The following is a 25,941-nucleotide window of genomic DNA, read 5'->3' on the forward strand; positions in this document are numbered from 1 at the left end:
AGGGAGGCGAAAGATTCAATGCCAAAGCATGAAGGAAAGTTAGTTGCTCAAAATCGAAAGGCCAGACATGATTATACAATTATTGATACTGTAGAAGCAGGGATGGTTTTACAAGGTACTGAAATCAAATCTATTCGTGGTGCTCGGATTAATTTAAAGGATGGATATGCTCGTATTTACAAGGATGAAATCTTTTTGCATAATGTGCATATTAGTCCTTATGAGCAAGGAAATCAATTTAACCATGATCCATTGAGAGTCCGTAAATTATTGTTGCATAAAAAACAAATTGCCCGTTTAGTCAATGAAACTAAAGGAACAGGGATTACCTTAGTTCCTTTGAAAGTTTACATTAAAAATGGCTATGCTAAAGTTTTAATTGGCTTAGCTAAGGGTAAGAAAAATTATGATAAGCGTGAAGATTTGAAACGCAAAGATGCCAAACGTGATATGGATCGTATGATGAAGATCCGTTAAATGGTGAATAAGATAGCTTGTTGTTGATGTGACTATTCATATTGGCAACAAGCTATTTTTATAGAATAATAGAGTTGGTTAATGAAAGATAAAAATAATTTTTTTGGAAGTTAAATGAAGGATATGTCCACTCTGATTAAATAGTCTACCTTTATTATTTAAATGTATAGACAAATTATTCGGATGTCTGTATAATCAAATATGTAAAGGAAGTTTAAACGACTTTAATTAGCGAGATAAGGAGCGGATAATATGGTGAAATATGAATTTCCAAAGGATTTTTGGTGGGGTTCGGCAGCAAGTGGACCACAAACAGAAGGTGTTTATGATGGCGATGGTAAAGGTGAAAGTTTATGGGATTTTTGGTATCAAACAGAACCTGAAAAATTCTTTAATCAAGTAGGTCCAGAGAAAACATCACGCTTCTATCAAAAGTATGCAGAAGACATTCAGTTAATGAAAGAAACGGGTCATACAAGCTATCGAACGTCAATTCAATGGAGTCGTTTAATTCCTAATGGAACGGGTGAAGTGAATCCACAAGCCGTTGAATTTTATAATAAAGTGATTGATGAGTTGATTGCGAATGATATTGAACCATTTATCAACTTATACCATTTTGATATTCCAATGGCGTTGCAACGTGAAGGTGGCTGGTTAAATCGTAAAACAGTGGATGCCTATGTTGTTTTTGCTAAAACATGTTTTGAACTATTTGGTGATCGTGTGAAGAAATGGTTTACACATAATGAACCGATTGTTCCGGTTGAAGCAGGTTATTTATATCAATTCCATTATCCAAATGAAATTAATTTACGTCATGCAGTGCAAGTTGGTTTTCATGAGTTATTGTCTAGTGCCAAAGCGATTGAGGCTTATCATGCAATGAAGCTAGATGGTGAGATTGGTATTATTTTAAACTTAACTCCGAGCTATCCAAGAGATGAAACGAATCCAGCAGATGTGAAAGCAGCAGCAATTGCCGATGCATTCTTTAATCGTTCCTTCTTAGATCCATCTGTTAAAGGAACGTTCCCGACTGAATTAGTTGAAATTTTAAAAGAAATCGATCATCTTCCAATTTATGAAGCGGATGATTTAGAAACAATTGCCAATAATACAGTCGATATTTTAGGAATTAATTACTATCAACCTCGTCGTATTAAAGCGAAAGAAACTCCAATTGATGGAACTCATGGACCAATGCCGGATGATTATTTTGATAATTATGAAATGCCTGGTCGCAAAATGAATATCTACCGTGGATGGGAAATTTACGAAAAAGGTATTTATGATATTTTAACAAATGTTCGCGAAAACTACGGCAATATTCGTTGTTACATCTCTGAAAATGGGATGGGTGTTGAGAATGAGGAACGCTTTATTAATGAAGCGGGTCAAGTTGAAGATGATTATCGCATTGATTTTGTGAAAGATCATTTACGTTACGTTCATCAAGCGATTCAAGAAGGCAGTAATGTTCAAGGCTATCATATGTGGACTTGTATGGATAATTGGTCATGGGCAAATGCTTATAAAAACCGCTATGGCTTTATCTCAGTGAATTTAGATAAAGAAGGCGAGCGTACGATTAAGAAAAGTGGACATTGGTTTAAACAAATGACAGAGGCTCATGGTTTTGATGATTAAAGATTAAATAAGTATCGGTTTGAGAAGAAAAGATAACTTTTCTTCTCAAACCTTTTTTTGCTAGGCAAATTTTGGCGCATTTTTGAGTTTGTTTGATACAATAGGAGAGAATAATAGCAATGAAGGGAAGCGAAGTAAAATGACAATTTATGATTTTACCGTAACTGAAATGAATGGTCAAAGTACAACTTTAGCAAAATATCAAGATTATGTTGTATTGATTGTAAATACAGCGAGTAAATGTGGCTTTACACCGCAATTAGAAGGCTTAGAAACACTTTATGAAGCCTATAAGGATCAAAAATTTGTTGTTTTAGGTTTTCCATGTAATCAATTCTTAATGCAAGATCCAAAAAGCAATGAGGAAATTATGGAATTTTGTCAGTTGAATTATGGTGTTCATTTCCCGATGCATGAAAAAATCAAAGTCAAAGGCAAACATGCAGATCCGCTGTATCAATATCTTGTTAAAGAAACCGACGATAAAAAAATTGAATGGAATTTTACGAAATTCTTAATTGGTCGCGATGGAAAAATTGTAGAGCGTTTTGGTTCTAAAGTTGCTCCAGAGGAGATTACTTCGGATATTGAAGCTGAGTTGGCTAAATAAGTTAAACGAGCAAAAAGAGCTGGAAACAATGAGTTTGTTTTCAGCTCTTTTTCTCGTTTAAAGGTTAGTAAAAATTAGCCTCTTTTATTTTAGTCAATGAGTCTTTTTTCTAAGTAATACTTTGTTGTTTCTTCGAGAGGAACTCCTTGGAGATGCCCAAAAATAGTATAGCCATGTTTTTGATAGAATTTTGGAGCTTGCCAACTCATTGTTTCTAGAACAATTAAAGTACAATTCTTTTTTCTAGCAATAGCTTCAATAGCAGTTAGCAACTGACTGCCAATTCCGTTTTTTTGTTTTGCAGAATCAATGGCTAATAAGCTGATGTGTAGATGATTCCAACTAATTTCACCTGTGATTCCACCAAGATAGTCATTCGTATCGCTGAAGGCAGCTAGTGAGATGAATTTCTTTTCAAATGGGGGAACATGGAATTTTTGGTCACGGCTATTTTTTTCTAGTAAACTTGCTAGTTTTTGATTGTTTTCAGCTAAGTCAATTTCTTTGATATGCATAAAAAGTCCTCCTAAAAATTCTTAATTGTAAATTTCATAGCTTACAACATTGCTGTCTGGTTTTTTAAATTCTTGTCGCAAATAGTGTAAATAAGTTCCAGGAGAAAGAATTCCATTTTGTTTTAGTAGATCAATTCCAGTGGCCTCTAAGAGGGTATCTGCTAGTAGCACACAATTGCTAGTTAAGACAAAATAGGATTTAAAAGGTTCTTTATGGAATTTGTAAAATTGAGCATCGATTTGATCGTATACTTCACTGGCGTAGTCTGTATAATCCGCAGTTGTGGCTTGTTCACCGCTCATTAAGGCTAGTTCTAACTTAGAGTGCCATTGATAGGCCTCTTCCTTTAGTTCAGCTAAAGCGCCTCGTACAGCTAGCAATTGTTCATCCGTTAATGAAATACCAAATCCAAATAAAGTTTTTTGGCTATAGCGAATGCAGAAGGGAATGTACTCTTCCTTACTAGAATGCATTAACACGCCATCTCCCATTGTGTCAAACAAATGAAAAGAATGTTCATCGTAATTGCCATAAGAAATAATTTCACCATCAAAGTATAAATCTAAGTGACCAATCGCACCGAAACTTTTTTCAGTAACGTGGATAAAAATTTCTAAATTCGGGATTTGGTCATTTTTTTTATCAATAAAATCAGGAATTGCATTTGGTTCAGTACTTGGTTTCAGGAAAGTTGTTGTTTCTTTTAGAACCATTTTAGGGATAAAAGCTTCGACAATACTAGGTAGTGAAATTCGGATTTTGCGTTTAAACTGATCAATTTTCGTTCGCTCTAAAAAATTTAATAAGAAAAAATAAAGATTAACAAAGCCGTACATTAAAAAATATAAACCAAAAATATTTAAGGTTTGATCGAGATTGAAAAAAGGGGAAAAGAGTAATAAAAAGCCAATTGTTAGCAGAAAAATACCACTGACTAAAAGTTGATACCAACCAGGTAAACGGCTTTTTCGTAAAGTTCTGTAGTTAATGAATTTAGCAAATCCCTTAATTGCTGTATATCCACCAAAAAGCATCATTAATAGGTGGATTGGGACAATTGGCAAATAATAAATGATAAAACCAATGACCAGCTTAATTACACTATCTTGAAGTAGCTTCCAATCCTGACCTCTTTGAAGGAGGAAACGAACGAGATGAGAAAGTCCATCAATCAAAAAAGCAAGAGCAACTAAGAAGAATAGGGGGAAAAAGATGGTTTCATTAAAAACCATAATGAGAGTGCCCGCACCAATGAGTAAACTACCAGTTAAAAATAAAATAAGTTGATTTTGAGATTTTGCAGACATATAGATTAGAGCCTTTCTGAGTAAAAAATTATTTCTATACGGACTTAAAAAAAGATGTTATATAAAGCTAGTTTACCATTATATAAGGAGAAATTAAAGTCGCTAGGTACTGAAAGCAGTAAAAGCTGATAAGAAGAAAATTTATAGGAAATGGTACATCTAACTTGGTTTTTTGGGAGTAGATAAAGCAAGAGTCTTTTTTTAATTTTTTTTCATGTTATAATAATTGGTATATGTACAAAAAGTAAGTAGTGTTTAGTGAAAACACTAAAGTAATGGGGGGAGAAAATGAAAGCTAAAGAAAAATATTTAAGATTAATGGCAAAGGAATTTCCAACAATCGGTGATACAGTGAGTGAAATTATCAATTTAGAGGCAATTTTAAATTTACCGAAGGGAACGGAACATTTTATTAGTGATATCCATGGTGAGTATGATGCGTTCCAACATGTGCTACGAAATGGATCAGGAAATGTGAAGCAGAAGATTAAAGAAGTGTTTCATAATCAATTGAGCCAAGAAGAAATCAATCAGTTGGCAACTTTAATTTATTATCCAAAGGAAAAGGTTCAACGAATCATTAGTCAATTTGAAACTCAGGATGAAATCAATGATTGGTATTGTTTGACATTAACTCGTTTGACTGAGCTTTGTAGTTTAGTGGCTTCAAAGTATACTCGTTCTAAGGTTCGCAAAGCGTTGCCGAAAGAGTTTGCTTATATTATTGAAGAATTGTTATTCAAATCGTTGGATAATCTAGATAAAAAGGATTATTACGATGAAATTATCCAAAGTATTATTGACTTAGATCGTGGAAGTGAATTTATTTGTGGCATTTCGTATCTGATTCAACAGTTGGTTGTGGATCATTTACATGTGGTGGGAGATATTTATGACCGTGGACCTTTTCCTGATAAGATCATGGATACATTAATGGATTATCATTCTGTTGACATTCAATGGGGAAATCATGATATTTTATGGATGGGTGCAGCGAGTGGTTCGGCTGTCTGTTTAGCAAATGTAATCCGAATTAGTGCTCGTTATGACAATCTATCTATTCTAGAAGATGGCTACGGAATTTCTTTACGCCCTTTATTAACGTTTTCTGATATGACTTACGCTGATGATCGCAATGATTATTTTAAACCAAAGATTAATCCTGAGCATGAAGATTATTTAAGTGAAGAAATTCGTCAAATTAGTAAAATGCACCAAGCGATTGCGATTATCCAGTTTAAATTAGAAGGCGAGATTATTTCAAGACGACCGGAGTTTGAGATGGATTCACGTTTGGTGTTGTCTAAGATTGATTATGAACAAGCAACGATTGAGTTAAATGGGGAAATATATCCTTTAAAACATGGCTATTTTCCTACGATTGATCCAGAAAATCCCTATCAGTTGACTCCTGATGAAGCTCAGCTAGTTGATAAGTTAATTTTGGCTTTTAAAAATAGTGAACGGCTGCAAAAGCATGTGGCATTCCTTTTAAAGAAGGGGCATATGTATCTAGCTTATAATAATAATCTGCTATTACATGGTTGCTTACCGTTAAATGCTGATGGTAGTTTTATGGAATTAGTCATTGATGGTACGCCTTATAGTGGAAAGCAGTTATTGGATAAATTTGAAGAGGACTTACGTTTAGGCTATCAAATTAAAGGTGCTGCTAAGGAAAAATATTTAGATATGATTTGGTATTTGTGGACTGGGGCAGCTTCTTCACTTTTTGGAAAAGATCAGATGACTACTTTTGAACGTTATTTCATTTCTAATAAGGATACGCACACAGAACGAAAAAATCCGTATTATCATTTACGAAATCTACCTGAGGTTTGTGAAGTAATCTTGACTGAATTTGGCTTAGATCCGGAATTGGGGCACATTATAAATGGTCACACACCTGTTAAAGAACGAATCGGTGAAGATCCAATCAAAGCGAATGGCAAATTAATCGTTATTGATGGTGGTTTTTCTAAAGCTTATCAAAAAACGACTGGTTTAGCAGGATATACCTTATTGTATAATTCTTATGGCATGCAATTGGCCTCACATCAGCCCTTTAGTTCAAAAAAAGAGGCTATTGAGAGTGAACAGGATATTCTTTCAACCCGACGTGTGATTGACCGTGAGCTTAGGCGTAAAAAAGTTCGAGAAACGGATAATGGAAAAGAATTAATGAAACAGTTAGTTGATTTAAAAGAGTTGTTAGCAGCTTATCGTAGTGGCTTTTTAAGTCAAAATAATTAATAGAGTAACGAGAAGAGAATTTTTCATTTTTGAAAGTTCTCTTTTTTATGAATGAGTAAATAAGGAACAACAATTAATGAAGCTAAATAATTTATTTTTTTGAGAAGTTAAGTATGATATGATAGAGAATGCTTACTGGAAATTGGATTAGAAACTACATATTAGTAAGAAGATTGTGAATGTGCGACAGGTGAATTCTAAGGATCATGGAATGCCTGAAAAGGTTGCAACAGAAACGAAGTAGGTACTAAAAGAAACGAGGGGATAATGATTAATACTGAAGAAACGTATCTAAAATTTTTATTAAGAACGATAAAAAAACCATCTAGCGCTGATGCAACAGAAAATTCACTATATGGCTATCTTTCAATCAGCCTGATTGCGTTTTTTATTGCACTAACATCAGGTAGAATAACAGCTCAGTTAGTTGAAAACATGAGTATATTTACAACAATTTCTCCATTTATAAGTGGATTACTGACCTTTTTTAAGATAATCCTTTTTTTAGGTGCTCTTTTAATGGCAGATATTGTATTAACGTATGGTATCATTGTAATTATGTATAAAAGAAAAGTGGATTTTAATCAATTTGTGACACGATTTATGGGCTTATTTAGTTTTGCTGTCCCTGTAGCTGTTGTCATTGGATTGCTAGGATTTGTTTTTGGTTTAGCCATGGTGAACGTCATTGGATATTTGTTAGTTAGTATCTTTATTGGCTATTTAACTGCTTTTAATTATCTGTTAATTCAAACGAAGCAAGGGAACGGCGTGGATTTTATTTATGTATTGTTAACAAGTAATCTTGTTTATCTTATTGGGATTTCTAGTTTATTAAAGTCAGTCTTTGCACCACTTATTGGTTCATTTTTTTAAATAGAATATAGTTTTATAAACAAATAGGATATAAATCAAAATTTCTTTTGAGCTATATCCTATCTTCTTTTGATTTGATTAAATTTGAGTTTAATGAGAGCTCTCCAATAAGCGACAATCGTTTTTACGAACGATTAACTTACCATGATACTTTTCTTCTAAAGCTTTATCTGAATTTAGTACAACGATCAAGAATGAATTTTCATAGACTTTTTCGATGTAACCCTCAAATTCTTTATCTTCAACGGTGAATACGATTTGATCTGCATATTCCATTGTTTTTCGCCTCCAAACTGCTTAAAAACTAGCTTAAATTTTTGAATAACATCATTATGCAATAAAATGTTAAAATAATAAAATGCAAATTCGCATATTTTCTGAAAGAGAGGTCATTTATGGCTAATTTAGGTCAACGAATTAAAGTAATTAGAAAGAAAAGCAATATGACACAGAAAATTTTAGCAGAGAAAATTTGTTCTCAAAGTGTTTTAAGCCGGATTGAGAATGACAATGAAACGCCTAATGCAGTGGTTTTACACCAATTATGTGAACGTTTAGGAATTACTGTGGAGCAAGTTCTATCAACGAATCTTCAAAATATTTCAACCAATACAGATACGTTGAAGAAATTGCGAATTTTATTTGACAATAATCGATATACTGAGTTGCTAGAGTATCTGAAAGAAAGTAAGTGTATCAATGAGCTTCATGAGGATGTTGAATTGCAATTTTATTATTATTGTTTAGGCAGTTGTCTTTATTATTTAGAACAGGATTATAAGGGAGCATTGCATGATCTTCAATTGGCGCTAAATTATACGTATTCACCAAATAATCATTATTATACCAACTCCGAAGTTCTAATTTTAAGCTGTATTGGGAAAACGTATTATTCAATGGGACAAGAGCAAGAGGCTTTTTATTATTTACATGAAAGCTTAGCAGCAATTCCACGAGTAGCAATTAATGAAAATGCTTATTTACTAACACGTATTTTCCATAATATTGCAACAACCCATACAATGAATGGAACATATGATGAAGCGCAAATTTATTTGGATAGAGGGATTAAATTTGCGAATGAATTACACAATAGTTATTATTTAGCGGAGTTATTTGTTGAAAAAGCAGCTATTTATCACTTACAAAAAAATGAATATTTGGCTGTTGAAGAAATGAATGTAGCTAAGGGTGTAGCAATTGCAGTAGGCAATAAAAAATTAGCCAAAGAGATTGAAGAACGGTTATTAGAATGGGAAAAAAAAAGTAATTCTTCTAGTTAAATAACGTATTCAAATCTATGGGAATGAAGCAGTTAAAATTCACTGACTTAATTTATGGAAAAATAAATTAAGTTTGATGGTAAAGAGTTGTAAATATCAATTAGAATGATTATAATATTACATGAAGTCTTAAGAAATCATTAAGCGTTTATTTTTTAAATAGGAGAAGGGGAGGTTTTTTTGTGAGCTTTGATATTGAAAGTTTAGCTCGTTTTCAATTTGCAATGACAACTATTTTTCATTACTTTTTTGTGCCATTATCAATAGGTTTGGCTTTAGTTGTTGCCACAATGCAAACGATGTATGTCGTAAAGAAAGATGATATGTACAAAGAGATGGCAAAATTTTGGGGACATATTTTCCTACTAAGTTTTGCGGTAGGAGTTGTTACTGGTATTATTCAGGAGTTTCAGTTTGGAATGAATTGGTCTGATTATTCTCGTTTTGTAGGAGATATTTTTGGAGCTCCGCTAGCGGTAGAGGCTTTATTAGCCTTCTTTATGGAATCAACTTTTATCGGTTTGTGGATGTTTGGATGGGATAAATTCAACAAGAAATTGCATCTTTTATTTATCTGGTTGGTTGTACTAGGTTCAATGATGTCAGCTTTTTGGATTTTAGTTGCCAACAGCTTTATGCAACATCCAGTTGGATATGAAATCAATAATGGTCGTGCAGAATTAAATGATTTTGGTGCATTGTTAACCAGTCCGCAAGTCTGGTATGAATTTACTCATGTAATTTTCTCAGCATTAATGTTAGGTGGCTTTGTCGTAGCTGGTTTAGCAGCATTTAGATTACTGAAAAAAGAACATACAACATTTTATTTACGTTCGTTGAATGTTGGTCTAGTGATAGGTTTGGTTTTTGCGGCCTTAACTATTTTTGCTGGAGATTTACAAACAAAAGCATTAGTGGAAGATCAACCAATGAAATTTGCTGCAACAGAAGGCTTGTATGAAGATTCTGGAGATCCAGCATCTTGGACACTAGTTGGTTGGCAAGATACGAATAAAAAAGAAACCGTTTGGTCGGTTGAGATTCCTTACTTACTAAGTATTTTATCTTTCAATAAACCATCTGGTGGCGTTCAAGGAATGCTAAGCATTAATGAAGAATTAGTGGCTAAATTTGGAAAACAAAATTATTTCCCACCAGTAAAAACATTATTCTGGAGTTTTAGAATTATGGCTGGTAGTGGTGTGTTTGTTGCTTTAGTGGCTGTTTTAGGATTATGGTTTAGTAAACGTAAGAAAAACCTGTTAGAAAAGAAATGGATGCTTTATATCATTGCTTTTTGTACGTTTGTACCATTTATTGGAACAACAGCTGGTTGGTTGATTACTGAATTAGGACGTTATCCTTGGACCGTCTATGAAGTCTTTACTATTGCTCAATCTGTTTCACCAAATGTTTCAGTGACTTCTTTATTAATTAGTAACACGATTTATTTCTTATTATTTGCTGGTTTAGGTGGCGTGATGGTTTACTTGACAATCCGTGAATTAAATCAAGGTCCTTATCATGAAGCAAAAATTAAAGATCAAGATAGTAAAGCAAATGTAGATCCATTTGAAAGGGAGGCTTTTGAATAATGGCTGATATTAGTGGGTTACAGTTACTTTGGTTTGTATTAATTGGAGTTTTATTCTCAGGTTTCTTCTTTTTAGAAGGATTTGATTTTGGTGTTGGAATGTCGACTCGATTATTAGCACGAAATCGTGAAGAGCGTAGTCAAGTTATTGGAACAATCGGACCTGTCTGGGATGCCAATGAAGTTTGGTTATTAACAGCGGGTGGGGCAATGTTTGCATCTTTCCCTAACTGGTACGCAGCTGTATTTAGTGGGTATTACTTGATTTTATTTGTTATTTTGTTTGGATTAATTATTCGTGGAGTTTCATTTGAATTCCGGAACAAAATGGCGACTGAAAAAGGACGGAATTTCTGGGATTGGACATTATTTGTCGGAAGTTTAATTCCTCCATTTTTCTTTGGCTTGTTATTTACAAGTATGGTAAGTGGGATGCCTTTAGATGCTAAAAGCAATATGATGGCAACCTTTACAGACTATTTCACTCCATTCTCAGTAGTGGGTGGAGTTGCTGTAACGTTATTGTGTTTCTTACATGGATTAAATTATATTCGCTTAAAAACGTTAGGTGAGATTCGTGAACGAGCAGAAGCCTATGCGAAAAAATTATATTTAGTTTTATTTGTTGGTTTAGTGGCCTTTGCTGGATTACTTTATGTTTCTACTGATTTCTTCGATGTTCATTTAGTATCAACTTTAGTAATTTTAGTGATTATTATTTTACTAAGTGTAGTTGCAACGTATGGTGCTTACACTGGAAAAGAAATGTTATCGTTTATCAGCAGTGGTTTAACATTAATTGGAGTAGTTGCCCTATTATTCTTCGGTTTATTCCCACGTGTAATGGTTAGTTCACTTGATTCAGCTTACGATTTATTAATTGTGAATGCCTCAAGTTCACCTTATACGCTTAAATTAATGACATGGATTTCATTATCTATTTTACCGTTTGTACTGTTGTATCAAGGTTGGAGTTACTATATCTTCCGTAAACGTATTTCTAAGGAAAAAGTGGTGGACTATTAAAAATGATGGATAAACGCTTAATGGGTTTATCTGGCATGAAGAAAATGATGATGTTGCTTGCAGGGATTTCTTTCCTGCAAGCTTTTATGATTATCTTTCAAGCGAGATATTTAGCCCTTTCAATTACTGGATTATGGAATGGTGAAGGTTTAACGAGTCAGTTTAGCCAGATGCTATTCTTTTTTTTAGCTTTTGGTGGACGACATCTATTAACCTTAATTCGCGAAAAGTTGCTGGATCATTTTTCCTATGAAAAAGGACAAGAACTACGGAAAGCATTATTAACAAAGGTTTTTTCTTTGGGCCCAAATATGGTTCAAAAATCAGGAACAGGAAATGTGGTGACAATGGCTTTAGAAGGCATTCGTCAAACAGAAAAATACATTACCTTATTCTTATCAAAAATGATGAATATGATGATTGTTCCGTGGCTGATTTTGATTTATGTGTTTATGTTAGATTTTGATTCAGGTATAACGATGATTATTGTATTTCCAATTATTATTGTGTTTATGATCGTGCTGGGATATGCAGCGAGAGGAAAAGCGGATCGTCAGTATGAAACGTACCGCGTTTTATCGAATCATTTTGTGGATTCACTGCAAGGATTAGAAACATTAAAACTGTTAGGGTTAAGTAAAAAATATCAAAAGAATGTCTATGATGTGAGTGAAAGTTATCGTAAAGCAACAATGAGTACACTAAAAATTGCAATTTTATCAACCTTTGCATTAGATTTCTTTACAACCTTGTCGATTGCTGTAATTGCTTTATTCTTGGGTTTGCGTCTGTTGGAAGGTGGTTTAACTTTGTTGCCGGCTTTAACTGTGTTGATTTTGTCACCTGAATTTTTCTTGCCATTACGAGAATTTTCTAGTGATTATCATGATACGTTAGATGGTAAGAATGCGATGGGGGCTATTCTAGATGTATTAGAATTAGAAAGCCCAACGGATAATCAAGTCTTACCAGATTCAGATGAAGGCTGGACGGCTGAAAGTCAGCTAGTAATTAAAGAGTTAAATGTTAGCTATGATAACAATGAGCAATTAGCGTTAGAGGGAATTAATTTGGAGTGGCAAGGATATGGCAAAATTGGTCTAATCGGTGCTAGTGGTTCGGGAAAATCATCTTTTATTGATACGATTGGTGGTTTTTTACCTCCAACTTCTGCCGCTGAGATTAGTCTGAATGGTGTTCAAGTGCCTCATTTTGCACAAACCAATTGGCAGAAGCAGATGCTTTATATTCCTCAAAAACCTTATTTATTCCATGATACATTAGCAAATAATATTCGTTTTTATATTCCAACTGCAAGCGATAGTGATGTGCTAGTTGCCGCAGAAAAGGCTGGTTTGAAAGAATTTATTTCTGAACTGCCAGATGGATTAGAAACCTTTATTGGTGAAAGTGGTCGAATGATGAGTGGGGGACAGGCCCAACGTGTTGCAATCGCTCGTGCTTTTTTAGATTCTGACCGAAAAATATTGCTATTCGATGAACCAACTGCTCATTTGGATATTGAAACAGAAGTTGCTTTGAAAGAGGCAATCTTACCTTTAATGGAACAACATCTAGTTTTCTTTGCAACCCATCGTTTACATTGGACAAATGAAATGGATTATATTTTAGTGATGGATCATGGGAAAATTGTGGAAGCAGGAACTCATGATGAATTAGTAGCTAAAAAAGGTGCTTATGTAACATTAATGAACCAGATGAGAGGTGGACAGCCAAATGAATAAAAATCGTAGCAAAGAAATTCGTGAAACCTTTGCCAAAGATACTTGGGTGCGTCCTTATCTGGCTAAATACCGTAAACTTTTATTTTTGGTGCTGTTCTTGGGTTTTATGACGCTATTTAGCGGAAGTGCCTTAATGTTTGTCTCTGGCTATTTAATTAGCAAGTCAGCAAGTATGGGAATTTCGATTCAAAATGGTGGCAATGAGAATATCATGCTTGTTTATGTTCCAATTGTTTTAACACGTGCTTTTGGAATAAGTCGTCCAACGTTTCGTTACGTTGAACGATTGACTAGTCATAACTGGGTATTAAAGATGACCTCAGATTTACGAGTAAAGCTCTATCGTTCTTTGGAAAAAGATGCGATTTTCTTTAAGGGAAAGTATAAAACCGGAGATATTTTAGCGGTTCTTGCTGAAGATATCGATCATATTCAAAATCTCTATTTGCGAACTATTTTCCCAACGTTAATTTCTTGGGGCATTTATGTAGTAGTCATTATTGCTCTGGGGTTATTTTCAATTCCATTTGCGATTATGATGCTGGTAATGTTAGCGATTGTGACAATTCTTTTGCCGTTAGTTTCATTATTAGTGAATGGAGCGAAGATGTATGCGCAAAAAACTGCTAGAAATGGTCTTTACGATCAATTAACAGATGCTGTTTTAGGTGTGGGTGATTGGCTGTTTAGTGGGCGTAAACATGATTTTGTTGCTAGTTATGAAGGTAGTGAGAATGAGGTTCGCCAAGATGATTCTAAGATTAAACAATTTGATCGTGTTCGAGATTTTATTGTTCAACTTATTTTTGGACTGATTGCACTGCTAGTTTTAGTCTGGACAAGTATGATTTTTAAAGGAGAACATGGTGGTGCAGCTAACTGGATTGGTGCATTTACATTAGCTGTTTTTCCATTAATTGATGCTTTTGCACCAGTTCCAAGTGCCGTTTCGGAACTGACTATCTATGAAGATTCAGTGAAACGTATGAATGCTTTACCTGAGACGGAAGAATCGCCAGAACAAATGAAATTCATGCAAATGGCTGTTGAAAAATTAGCAGGTTCAGACTTTCAACAAGTAACCATTGATTGTATTGATTTTGCTTATGAAAAAGAAAGCAACTTAGTTTTGCGAGATGTTTCATTAGAAATTCCTAAAGGCAAGAAAATTGCGATTCTAGGAAAAAGTGGAGCTGGAAAAAGTACGTTAGGTAAGTTAATTCGTGGAGATCTGAAACCGCAAAAAGGAAGTATTTGTTTAAACGATGTACCAGTTTATGAATTAGGCGATGAAGTAGCGAATTGGATAGGTGTGATTAATCAAAGCCCCTATTTATTCAATACAACCGTTTTAAATAATGTTCGCTTAGGCAATATTCATGCAAGTGATGAAGACGTGATTGCGGCTTTGTATCAAGTTGGTTTAGGTGAGATGCTGGCAAGTTTACCAGATGGGTTTCAAACGACCGTTGAGGAAGCCGGAGGACGCTTTTCTGGCGGGGAACGGCAACGCTTGGCGCTAGCTCGAATTTTATTACAAGATAGCCCGATTATTTTGTTGGATGAGCCGACAGTCGGATTAGATCCTATTACAGAGCAAATTTTATTAGATACTTTATTTACCGTATTAGCTGATAAAACAATTATCTGGATTACTCATCATTTACAGGGTGTTGATCAGATGGATGAAGTTATTTTTATTGAAGATGGTAAGATTGCAATTCAAGGAACTCCTACCCAGCTTTTAAGGGAAAATAGCCGATACCAAACACTTTATCATCTAGATCGTGGTGAAATGACTTTTTAACTATTTCAAACTAAGATAAAACTTTTTTAAGTTTTATCTTAGTTTTTTTATTTAAATAAAAGTTTAATGACTTTTTTTGCATATAGTTTATGTAAGAGCAAAATAAAATAAGTTAGGAGGTGGACAGATGTTACAGAATGATTTAGTGGAAAAAAGAGTGAGAAATACGGCGTCTATGACGAAGGCAAGAGATATAAAAGTAGCGAAATACTTGCTACGGAAACAATTTCCCGTGCAACAAGTGTTAGATGCAACCAGTTTAGATCCTAAAGAACTCAGTCAACTAATTAAAACAGTTCGTAAGGAAGAGTATATTGATTAATAAAAAAACTAGTTAAACAAATTTTAGTTGTTTAACTAGTTTGGTGAACATCTTATTAGTGAGTTCGTGTTAGCAGAGTATGAGTTAAGTTGTATAATAGCGTTTTTTCAGGTAAATTTGGTAATTTTTGAATTGATTTTAAGGCTTTATTTGTATAGCGTTCAGCTAAATTTTTGGCTAGTTGAACACCTTCATATTTTTGAATAAGCTCTAAAATAATTTTAACGTCCTCATTTGTCATTTCAGCACCTTTATTTAAATAAGGACAGAATTCTTTTTTGTGGTCTTTCATTGCGAGAATTAAGGGCAATGAATAGACTCCTTGTTTGACATCTTCTAAGACAGGTTTTTTAAGAGTATCGCTATTTTCAGTATAATCAAGAATGTCGTCTAAAATTTGAAAAGCAATTCCGATATTGTGTCCAATATGATAACTTAACGTCACAACTGTTAAGTCTGCATTTCCCATTTTTGCTCCTTCAAAACAGCTTAAAGAGAAAAGTTGCGCAGTTTTTCCAGTAACTCGACGTAAGTATTGTCTTAGAGTAATTTCAGTATTATAACGCAAATGCATTTGATCAAGCTCACCAATTAAAATGCGCTTCATTGTGAATGCATTTAATTTTAATGTTGAAAAAGATTCAAGAGAATCAGCAATCAATCCAAAATAAACAGCAAATAAAAAATCTCCTGTATAAACGGCGATATCTTTGCCATAAATTGACTGAACAGTATCTACACCACGACGAGTCGGTGAATCATCAATAACATCATCATGAACAAGGGTAGCCATATGCAGAATTTCTAGGGAAGCAGCAGTATAAATAATTTTTTGATGCTCTTTTTTTTCAATAGAGCCAAAACGTGAAAATAGAATAAAGTAAGCAGGGCGAAGTAATTTCCCACCAGAATGCAATAAATCTTGAACAGTTTGTTGGATATCTTTATTCCGAATCCGGACTTTTTTCTCAATTATTGCATAACTTTCCACTAAATCCTTTTCGATTTCGGGAAACTGTTCCCACATTGGATGAATCGGCATAATTATGTTCCTTTCAATAGGAGTAAATCCTAACGTCTTATTATTAGTTACGAATAATTCTAAATGAATATTCATATTCTTAAATCTATCTTATTCCCAGACAAGTGTCAATGATTGTGAATTAAAAAAATAGAAAAATCTCTTGAATAGGTGCCAATAAGCTTTTTTTCTTGACTTTAGAAATGCTTCATTGCATATTTAAGAGAGTTGTAAAAAATTAAGTATCGTTCATTTGTTGAACAAAAAAGGAAGGTTTTTATGAAATTTAAAACATTTTTAGAACTTGTTGAAATGCAAGCTAAGACAGCAAGTGTTTTGCCTTATTTTATGGGGATATTGTATGCTTGGTATCATTATAAGGAATTGCATTTATTTAATTTAGTTATTTTCTTTATCGCTATGTTTTTATTTAATATGGCAGTGGATGCTATTGATAATTATATGGATTATAAAAAAGCCTCTAATGAGCATAGCTATCGTGAGGATGTTAATGTCATTGGGCGCGAAAAGATACCGATGCCTTTAGTGGGGGTTTTGATTGTAGGAATGGTGGTAGTATCAGCTGGATTAGGATTATACTTGGTTCAACAGACTGGTTGGCCGCTTTTATTTATGGGGCTTTATTGTTACTTTGTCGGGATCTTCTATTCGTCAGGACCTAAGCCAATTTCTAGCATGCCTTTAGGAGAACTTTTTTCTGGTTTTACAATGGGCTTTATGATTTATATCATTAGTATTTATGTAAATGCCTATAATGTGATGGATTTTAATAGTCAAACCTTTTTAATTATTTTATTTGCTTCTATTCCAAATATGTTTGCTATTGCTAATCTAATGTTAGCGAATAATATCTGTGATCTTGAAGAAGATATTACCAATAAACGTTATACGCTACCATATTATTTAGGAAAAGCGCGAGCATTATCTTTGTTCAAATGGTTATATATACTTGCATTTCTTGTTTTAATTATTTCTGTAGTTACAGGTATTTATCCAAAAATGATGCTTTTAACGTTATTGATGGTCCCATTAGTTAAAAAAAATACAAGTAGATTTTTAGAAAAACAAGTAAAATCAGAAACTTTTATCTATGCTGTGCAAAATTTAGCAGCAATTACATTAGTACAAGTTCTAGCATTTGGAGTAGGAATTTGGTTTCAGTTTTAATGTGCCTGGATTTAAATTAAATGAAAAATTAGCTCCTTGTAAATTTAAGGTCTTTATTCATTTAAGTAACCGTTTGAATTTTATTTTTTTACCTAAGATTGCTGATAAAATAATTATTGAAAGTTAGGGTGAATACTGCGATAATGGAATAAGAGTAAAATTAAATTGAATTAAAAAAGGGGTCATAAAAATAATGAATGTATTAAGAGGGCAGATTCAAGTTGAGAAGTATGCTTTTGAATTATCCTCTGGTTCTCCAGAAGCGGAAACTAAAGTTGAAGTGTTAATCAATGAAGTTGTGCCAACTGATGAAGCAGATCAAGGAATTTTAGAAGAAGGAAAAATGTTTCGCATGGAGGTTCCATTTGCACTTCAATTAAACCGTTTTAAAATTGAAGGATTACTTAGCCAAATAGTTCAAATTCCAGAATTTTTTGGTGCTCCAAATGAAATTCCAGTTGAAGATATGCGTGAACTTTCTCGCCCGTTAATTAAATATATTGAACGTTTAACGTATGAAGTAACTGAAATTGCTTTTGACGAACCAGGATTTGCATTGAATTTTGATTAATTTATTCTAAACTAGATCTGCTCATTTTAATGAGTGGGTCTTTTATTTTTATATGCCATGAGTAGTAAAATATGCTCAAGAACACACAATCCTTCTCTTTGACTTTAGAACAATAACTGCCGTATACTAATCATATCCTAATAAAGAAATAGTTTAATAAGCAATTATACAAAGAAAGTGAGTGTTATCAAACATGAGTAAAACAAAAATTGTTATTTTAGGTGCTGGCTATGGTGGACTGCGTACGTTAAAGGGATTGCAAAAGAAACATCTTGATGTTGAGATTACTCTTGTGAATAAAAATGACTACCATTATGAGGCTACTTATTTACATGAAGTAGCAAGTGGAGCTAAAGAACCAGAACAAATTAGTTTTCAAATCAAGGATGTTGTAGATCCAAAGCAAACTACTTTTATTCAAGATACAGTTATCCAAGTAAATAAAGATGAAAAAACAGTTAACTTAGAGAAAAATGGTACAATTTCATTTGATTATTTAGTTTTTGCTTTAGGATTTGAATCAGAATCATTTGGAATTCCAGGTGTTGAAGAATTTGGTTTGCCAATGGTAACAATTGATAGCGCAGTGACTATTCGAGAACATATGCACCAACAGTTTGCTGCCTATCAAGAAAGTCAAGATGATTCATTATTGAGCATTGTTGTTTGTGGCGCCGGGTTTACAAGTATTGAGTATCTTGGAGAATTGACGCAACAATTGCCAAAGTTAGCTAAAAAATACAATTTGCCAGTTGAAAAAATACAACTGACTTGTATCGAAGCAATGCCAACTTTATTGCCTATGTTTGCTGATAAGCTTGCAAATTATGGAATTCAAAAATTGAAAGATCGTGGTGTACAGTTTATCGTCGGAACACCAATCAAGGAAATTACTCAAGATACCGTTATTTATGAAGAAAATGAAGAATTAAAATCAATTAAAGCGAAAACAATCGTTTGGACTACGGGGGTTAAGGGGAGTAGTGTAGTCGGTCAATCTGGTTTTGAAGAACGCCGTGGTCGAGTAATGGTAGAGTCAGATTTAACGGCTCCAGGATACTCAGAAATATTTGTTATTGGTGATTGTTCAGCGGTTATGGACCCAGAAAGTAATCGTCCTTATCCAACGACGGCCCAAATCGCATTGAAGCAAGCGGATGGAGTTGTGACAAATTTAGTAGCCAAACTAAATGATCGACCAATTGTTCCTTTTACCTTTAAATCACAAGGATCAGTTTGCTCAATTGGGAATAATGAAGCAATTGGTGAGGTATTGGGAGCCAATCTAAAAGGTTATCCAGCCTCTGTTATGAAGAAAATTATTGAAGATAAATCTTTAAGTCAAACTGGTGGTTTAAAAATTATGTTCAACAAAGGTCGCTTCGATTTATATCACTAAACTAAAAGAAATAAGTATAAATTAAGAAATTGCGAAGAAGATTTATTCACAAGGTAAGGAATTTAGAGTGTGAAGCAAAACTAAAAAATAGTTTTGTCTCACACTTTTTTTTGAATTATAAAAAAAGCTCGCAAAAATGAGTTAGTTTGATACAATAGAAGGGTAAGGACGTGACCGTTAAGAATGACAAAAGTTTTAGGAATCTTAGGTACACCCAATCGTTCTGGACTAACTGCAGCAATGTTGCAAGAAGTTTTGACTGGTGCAGAGCTAGATGGTTGTGAGGTTGAAACCCTTTATTTATCCGATTATCGATTAGAGTTGGAAAAAGCAGATGAAACTAATGAGGATTTAGATAAATTGCATCAAAAGATGCTAGCGAGTGATTGTATTGTTTTAGCAGCACCTACTTATTGGGGAAACGTCTCAGGAGTGATGAAACAATTTTTAGATTCGATGCGTAGTCGACTCGTTCGATTTGCTAAGGATGGAGAAATGTTACCAGATTTGTATCATAAAAAGAAATATATTTTAATGACAAATTGTTATACAAAGAAATTTGAAAATAGATTAACAGGTGTAACAGATACTACATTTATCACGATGGATCGAGCTTTTTCAACGGCTGGAATGGAACGAATGGCAGAAATTGTTTGTACAGATACCTTCGATATGCAAGAATTACCAACGAAGAAAATTGCGGAATGTCGCAAAGTTGGATCATTAATTAAAACAAAGATTGAGAAGAGGGATTTTACTGTGAAACGTTATATCCAGTTATTTTTTATGCTTGCGTTTAGTACACTTGTGACGATGGGAATTCAAACGTTGATTGGAAACTGGATTGACATAACTAGTTTTTTTGCTCGTTATGTTTCATTTGTTTTAATCTTTTTTAGTTTACTTTCGATAGTTTTGCATTATTTTTCAGTAAAAAAACACAAACGTAGTTAATAAATAGCATTCGTTTTGAGAATATGGAGGAGATTTTTTTGGGAAAAGGCTGTACATTTTATTTTGTAAGACATGGTGAAACATTTTTTAATCAATATATGAAAATGCAAGGTTGGTCAGATACACCACTAACAAAAGATGGACGCTTTACGGTTATTCGTAGCGGGCGTGGTTTATCCGACGTTCGTTTTAGTGCAGCGTATTGCAGTGATTTGCGTCGAACAGAAGAAACTTTAGAGATATTATTGGAAGAAAATTTTAGCTCTCGTAATTTGAAAATTCAACCTATGCCAGAATTTAGAGAAGCTTTTTATGGCTCTTTTGAAGGTTCGGATGTTGCTGAAAGTTGGGATACGATTAGTAAAACTTTAGGCTATGATTCAGCTGATGAGATGCGAGAAAAAGCAACGTTGGCTGATCGAATGGATGGAACTAAAAAAGCCGATCCTCGACATGATGCGGAGGACTTTCTGACTTTTTGGCTACGTGTTGAAAAAGGAATGTTGAAATTAATTGATAAGCATCGTGAAACAGATGAAAATATTTTAATTGTGGCTCATGGAAATACGATTCGCAATCTATTAAATGGAATTGTACCAGAGTTAGATATGCCAACTTCTGTAGAAAATGCTAGTGTTTCAGTTGTAAATTACCATGATGGGCAATATCATTTAGAACGATTTAATGATACTAAACATTTTAGATAGAATGAATTGGAGAAAAGAGGACGATTTTTTGAAACCAACAGCACTTGTATTTTTTGATTTGGATGGAACCTTATTAAATCAGCACTCTGAAGTAGAGGCAGATGTAGTGAAAGCTATTACTGATTTGAAAGCTAAGGGCGGAGTACCGATTATTGCAACAGGACGGACGAATATTGAATTTCAACATGTAGTAAAGGCCACAGATATTCATTCGAGTATTTCAATGAATGGTCAATTTATTACGTATGAAGGCACTGAGATTTATCGTAGTGTATTGCCGAGAGAAACTGTAAGGCGTTTGAAGGATGCTACGGATGAACGGGGTTTAGGTTTGTCTTTTTATACAGATAAATGGATTCGGACAACTGTAGAAAATGACACAGTGAAAAAAGCTTATCAATTTATTCATACTGGAATGCCTGAAATTGATCCAACGATTCATTTAAATGAAGATATTTTTATGGCGCTTGTTTTAAATGAGGAAGTTCATCATGATCAGTATTTCAGAGAAACCTTTCCGGAATTATCTTTTTATCGTAATACGCCTTATAGTATGGATACGATTAGTAATGGGAATTCAAAAGCAACGGGAATTAAGCAATTACAGAAACAATTAGGATTGGAGCATGTTCCGACTTTTGCTTTTGGTGATGGTCCTAATGATCTAGAGATGTTTGGGATTGCTGATTATTCAGTGGCGATGGGAAATGGAATTTCTGAGCTTAAGGAGCAAGCTAGTTTTGTTGCGAAAAGTAATCTTGATGGTGGCATTATTGAGGGACTACAACACTTTGATTTAATTTAATTGATTAAGAATTAAGTAGGGAATGTGCTTCTCTGCTTTTTTTTTTATTGGATTCATGTTAGAATAGTAAAAGAGAGTATTTTAGGAAGACTGATTGTCCTTCCTATCCGTTCAAACAAAACCCTTTTCTATACGGGGGCGTTACGGATTCGACAGGTGTAGGTCGAGCTTGGATTGCGTTTCGTAGGTTACGTCTACGTAAAAACGTTACAGTTAAATATAACTGCTAAAAACAATAATAACTCTTACGCTTTAGCTGCCTAAAAACAGTTGACGTAGATCCTCCCGGCATCGCCCATGTGCTCGGGTAAGGGTCCTATAATAAGTGGGATACGCCAAACTTTTCCGTCTGTAAAGTTTTGAAGAGATTATCAGACTAGCGATGCACGATGCCTGTTAGGCGGCTAGTGTTCAGCGAAACCTTAATAGCATGACTATGAACGTAGACGTCTAAGTGCCGATATGCTTGGACAGGGGTTCGACTCCCCTCGTCTCCATATGAGTGAACTTGCAGAAACATTGTTAAATCAGTGTTTTTGTAGGTTTTTTTTTTGTTATTAGGGCGAAGAACTATCCTCGGACTTCCTAGAAAAGGAGTGGATGGTTTTGACAAAAGAAAATAGAAATATGACGTTGTAAAAGATACAAAGTTAAGTAATATGTATAGTAAAAAGAACAAGAAAGAAAATAAAAAGAAATGAAAAAGTGTGGGAATGCAACTACTTTTTGACACAATTTAAAAAGAGCATCTCATCTTGGTTATCTTTTCTCAGTAATCTACTGGTGAAAGGTGACCTAATTTCGTTAATATTCGTTTGTTATTCCAAAACTTAATGTAATTCTTAACAATATCTATTGCAATGTTATTAGAACCTATTGGTTCTTTGTTGAGATAGAATGTTTCAGACTTTAGTGAGGAATGAAACGATTCTATTGGGACGTTATCTGAAGGGAGTTCCTTTGCGGGACATACTTCGGATGACGTTTTTTTGTTGAGCAACTTTACAAAATTCCCTTGAAGAATATGTTGCACCTTGATCACTGTGCAACATAGCTACTTCTGGGAACTCTTCAATTTGGTTTAAAGTATCCAAGGCAAGCTTAGTATCTGGATGATTTGAAATTTGAAACGCAATAATTTCACTATTATAGGTATCCATAATAGTCGATAAATAAAGCCTAGATTTACCAAAAGAAAGGATGAAATAATATAGTACAAAATAAAAAGTATTTTGTTAAACTGCCAATGACTACTAAAGCACTTAATTCGGAAAAAAGTAGTTACGTTATATTCATTAAATTCAGAATAATTGAGGGCTTATGGATTATTACAAAGGTATCGCTATGTATATGACACCAAAAAAACATGTATCACACTTGATTTATTATTATATTTAATTGAAGAATTACATAGCTTAACTAAAAGAAAAAAATTAGTAGAAGCAATTAGATAAAGTCCATATAATTGTGTAAAAGTTAAAAGGCCATGTAACAGCCCTTTTACGGTACAATGTTTTTAACCATTAAAAACATACCCAGGAGGACTTTACATGACCCAAGTACATTTTACACTGAACAACGAAGAGGTTCAAAGTATTATTGAACATTCCGTTAAAGATGATGTGTCTAAAAATATTTTAACGACAGTTTTCAATCAGTTGATGGAAAACCAACGAACAGAATACATTAAAGCTGATGACTATGAACGATCTGAAAGTCGTCAGAGTCAACGAAATGGCTACTACGAGCGTGACTTTACGACTCGCGTTGGTACACTTGAATTAAGAGTACCTAGAACACGTGATGGTGAGTTTTCACCGACGGTGTTTGAGCGGTATCAGCGAAATGAAAAGGCGCTGCTTGCTTCAATGCTTGAGATGTATGTTTCAGGCGTTTCAACACGTAAAGTCTCTAAGATTGTTGAGGAGTTATGTGGTAAATCAGTTTCTAAGTCCTTTGTTTCTAGTCTGACTGAACAGTTAGACCCTCTGGTCAATGAATGGCAAAATCGATCGCTTTCAGATATAAACTATCCTTACTTGATGACTGATGTCCTGTACATAAAGATTAGAGAAGATAATCGAGTACTTTCTAAGAGTTGTCACATTGCGATTGGAATAACCAAAGATGGCGATCGTGAAATTATTGGCTTCATGATTCAAAATGAAGAGAGTGATAACACATGGTCTAACTTCTTTGAATACTTAAAAGAAAGAGGATTACAAGGTGTAGAACTCGTTATTTCTGACGCTCATAAAGGCTTAGTATCTGCGATTCGTAAATCCTTTACCAACGCAAGTTGGCAGAGATGCCAAGTTCACTTCTTAAGAAATATCTTTACAACAATTCCTAAGAAGAATTCTAAACCTTTTAGAGAAGCTGTAAAAGCTATCTTCAAGTTTACGGATATTAATTTAGCACGAGAAGCTAAAAATCGTCTGGTTGAAGAATACTACGACCAAAAGAAATACACAAAAGCTTACGAGACCTTAGATAATGGCTTCGAAGATGCCTTTCAATATACTGTCCTAGGTAACTCCCACAATCGACTAAAAAGTACCAATCTTCTTGAACGATTAAACCAAGAGGTTCGCAGAAGAGAAAAGATCATTCGAATCTTTCCAAATCATGCTTCAGCCAATCGATTGATTGGGGCAGTTCTTATGGACCTGCATGAAGAATGGATTAGTTCTACAAGAAAGTATATAAATTTTAGCAAGTAAGAAACAATAGAAACGTTGTATAGTATTTTACACAGGATTATGGACTTGACTAGCAATTACTAAACTTAATAAAATTTAGGATAGAAACTATTGATAAATTAGATGAAAATGCATTGAAAGGTTTATTAGGATTTTCGGGAATAAATATAAAACAAAGTGATTATTTTGCATATAAGAATAGTTCGAATGAGAATTTTAAAGAATTGATTAAGATATTTTTAGAGAGTGAAGCAGTGTCAGGTTTTGAATGTATTTTAAAAAAATTAGAAAACAATGATGAGGATAATGAAGTTGAAATGAATGTTCAAAAAAATTCTGATGCTCCATACGGAGATAAGCAACTCTTGAAAAATTAAATGGATATTTAAGCAAAATTCATCTTATGATTAAGAATAAAGAAACACACACGTCTGAATTTGTCCCTTTAGTTAAGAAGTTTGAGGCTAATCGTAGTTCGTTAGGCATTCCAGATGATACAGATTATCGAGAATTTATAGTAAATGAGAAATAAGCTGTAAGTATTGATGCGCTGTAAGCAAATGAATAATAGTACGTCTATAGATGACTATCTTACAAGAAAACTTACGCTGATAAAAGGATGCTTTTATTGTGATGGTTGTTGCGTAGAACATAAGGAGTAGCGATAATAGCTACTCCTTATGTTTTCTGTTTTTTTATAATAAATAATTAGTTAAACTAAATTTTTATATGTCATCAGACAAAACTAATTAGTTTATAGAATAAAATAGACAAGATAGTATTTCTAGTGTTATTATATATTGTAGAACTGTTGTTTTTTTATTTTGAAATAAAGGAGAATTAATTTAAATGAGCTTAATTCAAAGTGATTATAATCAAGCAAGTGCAATAGCAACTAATTTAGTTAATGCTTTAAATTCATTGCCAAATAATAAAACGATTTCTAAAGCTTCAAGAACAACAGTAGTAGGAAATCAACAAGCACAAGCATCCTCAGACAAAGGAAAGTTATTGGTGGCTAGTTTTATTACAGCATTAAATCGTGATAGTGCCAATATACGAAGTGTTGCGAAAGAATTTGAAGCCATCGATCAGCAGTTAAATGAATCGTTAATGAAGGTGAAATAA

General features: G+C 33.7%; 27 protein-coding genes and 1 other RNA gene. 22 read left to right on the plus strand and 6 right to left on the minus strand.

Translation table 11 applies throughout. The features are described 5' to 3' along the window. Positions 1–18 precede the first annotated feature (18 nt). From smpB to BR43_RS15320, 3 genes are all read left to right on the plus strand, one after another. Positions 19–477, plus strand: coding sequence for an SsrA-binding protein SmpB (gene smpB / locus BR43_RS15310; RefSeq protein WP_034563503.1), 459 nt, complete (start codon positions 19–21; stop codon positions 475–477). Positions 478–729: 252 nt separating this feature from the next. Beyond that, on the plus strand, positions 730–2,127 hold the full coding sequence (locus tag BR43_RS15315; RefSeq protein ID WP_034563505.1) for a glycoside hydrolase family 1 protein: 1,398 nt from the start codon (positions 730–732) through the stop codon (positions 2,125–2,127). Between the two features lie 139 nt (positions 2,128–2,266). Next, on the plus strand, positions 2,267–2,737 hold the full coding sequence (locus BR43_RS15320; RefSeq protein ID WP_034563507.1) for a glutathione peroxidase: 471 nt from the start codon (positions 2,267–2,269) through the stop codon (positions 2,735–2,737). 89 nt (positions 2,738–2,826) lie between these two features. Here BR43_RS15320 and BR43_RS15325 read toward each other — a convergent pair whose 3' ends face one another. Both BR43_RS15325 and BR43_RS15330 read right to left on the minus strand, forming a co-directional pair. Next, positions 2,827–3,252: a GNAT family N-acetyltransferase gene (locus BR43_RS15325; RefSeq protein WP_034563510.1), complete on the minus strand. Its 426-nt coding sequence runs from the start codon at positions 3,250–3,252 to the stop codon at positions 2,827–2,829. A 21-nt stretch (positions 3,253–3,273) separates the two neighbouring features. Then, complete coding sequence (locus tag BR43_RS15330) at positions 3,274–4,560, minus strand: HdeD family acid-resistance protein (RefSeq protein ID WP_034563512.1); 1,287 nt, start codon at positions 4,558–4,560, stop codon at positions 3,274–3,276. A 288-nt stretch (positions 4,561–4,848) separates the two neighbouring features. Here BR43_RS15330 and BR43_RS15335 point away from each other — a divergent pair, with 288 nt between their 5' ends. Both BR43_RS15335 and BR43_RS15340 read left to right on the plus strand, forming a co-directional pair. Beyond that, positions 4,849–6,813, plus strand: coding sequence for a fructose-bisphosphatase class III (locus BR43_RS15335; protein ID WP_034563514.1), 1,965 nt, complete (start codon positions 4,849–4,851; stop codon positions 6,811–6,813). 267 nt (positions 6,814–7,080) lie between these two features. Then, the gene (locus BR43_RS15340) at positions 7,081–7,689 is read left to right on the plus strand and encodes a hypothetical protein (protein WP_034563517.1); all 609 of its coding nucleotides are present in this window, start codon (positions 7,081–7,083) and stop codon (positions 7,687–7,689) included. A gap of 90 nt (positions 7,690–7,779) precedes the next feature. Here BR43_RS15340 and BR43_RS15345 read toward each other — a convergent pair whose 3' ends face one another. After that, complete coding sequence (locus BR43_RS15345; protein ID WP_034563519.1) at positions 7,780–7,965, minus strand: hypothetical protein; 186 nt, start codon at positions 7,963–7,965, stop codon at positions 7,780–7,782. A gap of 119 nt (positions 7,966–8,084) precedes the next feature. Here BR43_RS15345 and BR43_RS15350 point away from each other — a divergent pair, with 119 nt between their 5' ends. From BR43_RS15350 to BR43_RS15375, 6 genes are all read left to right on the plus strand, one after another. Next, complete coding sequence (locus BR43_RS15350; protein ID WP_034563521.1) at positions 8,085–8,972, plus strand: helix-turn-helix transcriptional regulator; 888 nt, start codon at positions 8,085–8,087, stop codon at positions 8,970–8,972. 182 nt (positions 8,973–9,154) lie between these two features. Beyond that, positions 9,155–10,567: a cytochrome ubiquinol oxidase subunit I gene (locus tag BR43_RS15355; RefSeq protein WP_034563523.1), complete on the plus strand. Its 1,413-nt coding sequence runs from the start codon at positions 9,155–9,157 to the stop codon at positions 10,565–10,567. An 8-nt stretch (positions 10,568–10,575) separates the two neighbouring features. Further along, the gene (gene cydB / locus BR43_RS15360; protein ID WP_034565266.1) at positions 10,576–11,592 is read left to right on the plus strand and encodes a cytochrome d ubiquinol oxidase subunit II; all 1,017 of its coding nucleotides are present in this window, start codon (positions 10,576–10,578) and stop codon (positions 11,590–11,592) included. A gap of 2 nt (positions 11,593–11,594) precedes the next feature. Beyond that, on the plus strand, positions 11,595–13,337 hold the full coding sequence (cydD, locus tag BR43_RS15365) for a thiol reductant ABC exporter subunit CydD (protein WP_034563525.1): 1,743 nt from the start codon (positions 11,595–11,597) through the stop codon (positions 13,335–13,337). Then, complete coding sequence (gene cydC / locus BR43_RS15370) at positions 13,330–15,144, plus strand: thiol reductant ABC exporter subunit CydC (RefSeq protein ID WP_034563528.1); 1,815 nt, start codon at positions 13,330–13,332, stop codon at positions 15,142–15,144. The genes cydD and cydC overlap by 8 nt, the downstream gene beginning before the upstream one ends. A 127-nt stretch (positions 15,145–15,271) precedes the next feature. Next, complete coding sequence (locus BR43_RS15375) at positions 15,272–15,466, plus strand: hypothetical protein (RefSeq protein WP_034563530.1); 195 nt, start codon at positions 15,272–15,274, stop codon at positions 15,464–15,466. 55 nt (positions 15,467–15,521) lie between these two features. On the opposite strand, the gene BR43_RS15380 is transcribed toward BR43_RS15375, so the two are convergent. After that, a complete protein-coding gene (locus tag BR43_RS15380) occupies positions 15,522–16,508 on the minus strand; it encodes a polyprenyl synthetase family protein (protein ID WP_034563533.1) in 987 nt (328 codons plus the stop codon). Positions 16,509–16,766: 258 nt separating this feature from the next. Here BR43_RS15380 and BR43_RS15385 point away from each other — a divergent pair, with 258 nt between their 5' ends. The 7 genes from BR43_RS15385 to ssrA all read left to right on the plus strand — a co-directional run bounded on the left by BR43_RS15385 (position 16,767) and on the right by ssrA (position 22,611). Further along, a complete protein-coding gene (locus BR43_RS15385) occupies positions 16,767–17,675 on the plus strand; it encodes a prenyltransferase (protein ID WP_034563535.1) in 909 nt (302 codons plus the stop codon). A gap of 193 nt (positions 17,676–17,868) precedes the next feature. Beyond that, the gene (locus BR43_RS15390; RefSeq protein WP_034563537.1) at positions 17,869–18,246 is read left to right on the plus strand and encodes a DUF1149 family protein; all 378 of its coding nucleotides are present in this window, start codon (positions 17,869–17,871) and stop codon (positions 18,244–18,246) included. Positions 18,247–18,439: 193 nt separating this feature from the next. Next, positions 18,440–19,645 carry an NAD(P)/FAD-dependent oxidoreductase gene (locus BR43_RS15395; RefSeq protein WP_034563539.1) on the plus strand — a complete coding sequence of 402 codons (1,206 nt, stop codon included), beginning with the start codon at positions 18,440–18,442 and terminating at the stop codon, positions 19,643–19,645. Positions 19,646–19,828: 183 nt separating this feature from the next. After that, a complete protein-coding gene (locus BR43_RS15400; protein WP_034563542.1) occupies positions 19,829–20,599 on the plus strand; it encodes a flavodoxin family protein in 771 nt (256 codons plus the stop codon). A gap of 38 nt (positions 20,600–20,637) precedes the next feature. Further along, a complete protein-coding gene (locus BR43_RS15405) occupies positions 20,638–21,306 on the plus strand; it encodes a histidine phosphatase family protein (protein ID WP_034563545.1) in 669 nt (222 codons plus the stop codon). Between the two features lie 28 nt (positions 21,307–21,334). Next, positions 21,335–22,111, plus strand: a complete 777-nt coding sequence (locus tag BR43_RS15410) for a Cof-type HAD-IIB family hydrolase (RefSeq protein WP_034563547.1) — start codon at positions 21,335–21,337, stop codon at positions 22,109–22,111. Between the two features lie 134 nt (positions 22,112–22,245). Next, positions 22,246–22,611, plus strand: a transfer-messenger RNA (tmRNA) gene (gene ssrA / locus BR43_RS19680). A 269-nt stretch (positions 22,612–22,880) separates the two neighbouring features. Here ssrA and BR43_RS20760 read toward each other — a convergent pair. Together BR43_RS20760 and BR43_RS19685 are read right to left on the minus strand one after the other, a co-directional pair. Then, positions 22,881–23,153, minus strand: a complete 273-nt coding sequence (locus BR43_RS20760) for an IS3 family transposase (protein WP_084679954.1) — start codon at positions 23,151–23,153, stop codon at positions 22,881–22,883. Beyond that, positions 23,053–23,313 (minus strand): DDE-type integrase/transposase/recombinase, encoded by a 261-nt coding sequence (locus BR43_RS19685; RefSeq protein ID WP_281173987.1) that lies wholly within the window; start codon positions 23,311–23,313, stop codon positions 23,053–23,055. The genes BR43_RS20760 and BR43_RS19685 overlap by 101 nt, the downstream gene beginning before the upstream one ends. A 348-nt stretch (positions 23,314–23,661) precedes the next feature. Here BR43_RS19685 and BR43_RS15420 point away from each other — a divergent pair, with 348 nt between their 5' ends. The 4 genes from BR43_RS15420 to BR43_RS15430 all read left to right on the plus strand — a co-directional run bounded on the left by BR43_RS15420 (position 23,662) and on the right by BR43_RS15430 (position 25,941). Continuing rightward, positions 23,662–24,834 carry an IS256 family transposase gene (locus tag BR43_RS15420; RefSeq protein WP_034558139.1) on the plus strand — a complete coding sequence of 391 codons (1,173 nt, stop codon included), beginning with the start codon at positions 23,662–23,664 and terminating at the stop codon, positions 24,832–24,834. A 113-nt stretch (positions 24,835–24,947) separates the two neighbouring features. Further along, entirely contained in the window at positions 24,948–25,190 is a 243-nt protein-coding gene (locus BR43_RS15425; RefSeq protein ID WP_034563549.1) for a hypothetical protein, read from the plus strand. Positions 25,191–25,216: 26 nt separating this feature from the next. Beyond that, entirely contained in the window at positions 25,217–25,345 is a 129-nt protein-coding gene (locus tag BR43_RS20640; protein WP_281173973.1) for a hypothetical protein, read from the plus strand. Positions 25,346–25,662: 317 nt separating this feature from the next. Beyond that, positions 25,663–25,941, plus strand: coding sequence for a TIGR04197 family type VII secretion effector (locus BR43_RS15430; RefSeq protein ID WP_034563551.1), 279 nt, complete (start codon positions 25,663–25,665; stop codon positions 25,939–25,941).

The organism is Carnobacterium gallinarum DSM 4847 (assembly GCF_000744375.1).
In the GTDB taxonomy this organism is placed as follows: Bacteria; Bacillota; Bacilli; order Lactobacillales; family Carnobacteriaceae; genus Carnobacterium; species Carnobacterium gallinarum.

Bases quoted from the DNA above. Each gene is read 5' to 3' on its own strand.
- BR43_RS15350 (WP_034563521.1), top strand. From the start codon at position 8,085: ATGGCTAATTTAGGTCAACGAATTAAAGTAATTAGAAAGAAAAGCAAT.
- BR43_RS15345 (WP_034563519.1), bottom strand. From the start codon at position 7,965: ATGGAATATGCAGATCAAATCGTATTCACCGTTGAAGATAAAGAATTT.
- BR43_RS15390 (WP_034563537.1), top strand. From the start codon at position 17,869: ATGAATGTATTAAGAGGGCAGATTCAAGTTGAGAAGTATGCTTTTGAA.
- BR43_RS15330 (WP_034563512.1), bottom strand. From the start codon at position 4,560: ATGTCTGCAAAATCTCAAAATCAACTTATTTTATTTTTAACTGGTAGT.
- smpB (WP_034563503.1), top strand. From the start codon at position 19: ATGCCAAAGCATGAAGGAAAGTTAGTTGCTCAAAATCGAAAGGCCAGA.
- BR43_RS15340 (WP_034563517.1), top strand. From the start codon at position 7,081: ATGATTAATACTGAAGAAACGTATCTAAAATTTTTATTAAGAACGATA.
- BR43_RS15375 (WP_034563530.1), top strand. From the start codon at position 15,272: ATGTTACAGAATGATTTAGTGGAAAAAAGAGTGAGAAATACGGCGTCT.
- BR43_RS15420 (WP_034558139.1), top strand. From the start codon at position 23,662: ATGACCCAAGTACATTTTACACTGAACAACGAAGAGGTTCAAAGTATT.
- BR43_RS15395 (WP_034563539.1), top strand. From the start codon at position 18,440: ATGAGTAAAACAAAAATTGTTATTTTAGGTGCTGGCTATGGTGGACTG.
- BR43_RS15335 (WP_034563514.1), top strand. From the start codon at position 4,849: ATGAAAGCTAAAGAAAAATATTTAAGATTAATGGCAAAGGAATTTCCA.
- BR43_RS15325 (WP_034563510.1), bottom strand. From the start codon at position 3,252: ATGCATATCAAAGAAATTGACTTAGCTGAAAACAATCAAAAACTAGCA.
- BR43_RS15315 (WP_034563505.1), top strand. From the start codon at position 730: ATGGTGAAATATGAATTTCCAAAGGATTTTTGGTGGGGTTCGGCAGCA.
- BR43_RS15320 (WP_034563507.1), top strand. From the start codon at position 2,267: ATGACAATTTATGATTTTACCGTAACTGAAATGAATGGTCAAAGTACA.
- BR43_RS15430 (WP_034563551.1), top strand. From the start codon at position 25,663: ATGAGCTTAATTCAAAGTGATTATAATCAAGCAAGTGCAATAGCAACT.
- cydD (WP_034563525.1), top strand. From the start codon at position 11,595: ATGATGGATAAACGCTTAATGGGTTTATCTGGCATGAAGAAAATGATG.
- cydC (WP_034563528.1), top strand. From the start codon at position 13,330: ATGAATAAAAATCGTAGCAAAGAAATTCGTGAAACCTTTGCCAAAGAT.
- BR43_RS15400 (WP_034563542.1), top strand. From the start codon at position 19,829: ATGACAAAAGTTTTAGGAATCTTAGGTACACCCAATCGTTCTGGACTA.
- BR43_RS20640 (WP_281173973.1), top strand. From the start codon at position 25,217: ATGATTAAGAATAAAGAAACACACACGTCTGAATTTGTCCCTTTAGTT.
- BR43_RS15380 (WP_034563533.1), bottom strand. From the start codon at position 16,508: ATGCCGATTCATCCAATGTGGGAACAGTTTCCCGAAATCGAAAAGGAT.
- BR43_RS15385 (WP_034563535.1), top strand. From the start codon at position 16,767: ATGAAATTTAAAACATTTTTAGAACTTGTTGAAATGCAAGCTAAGACA.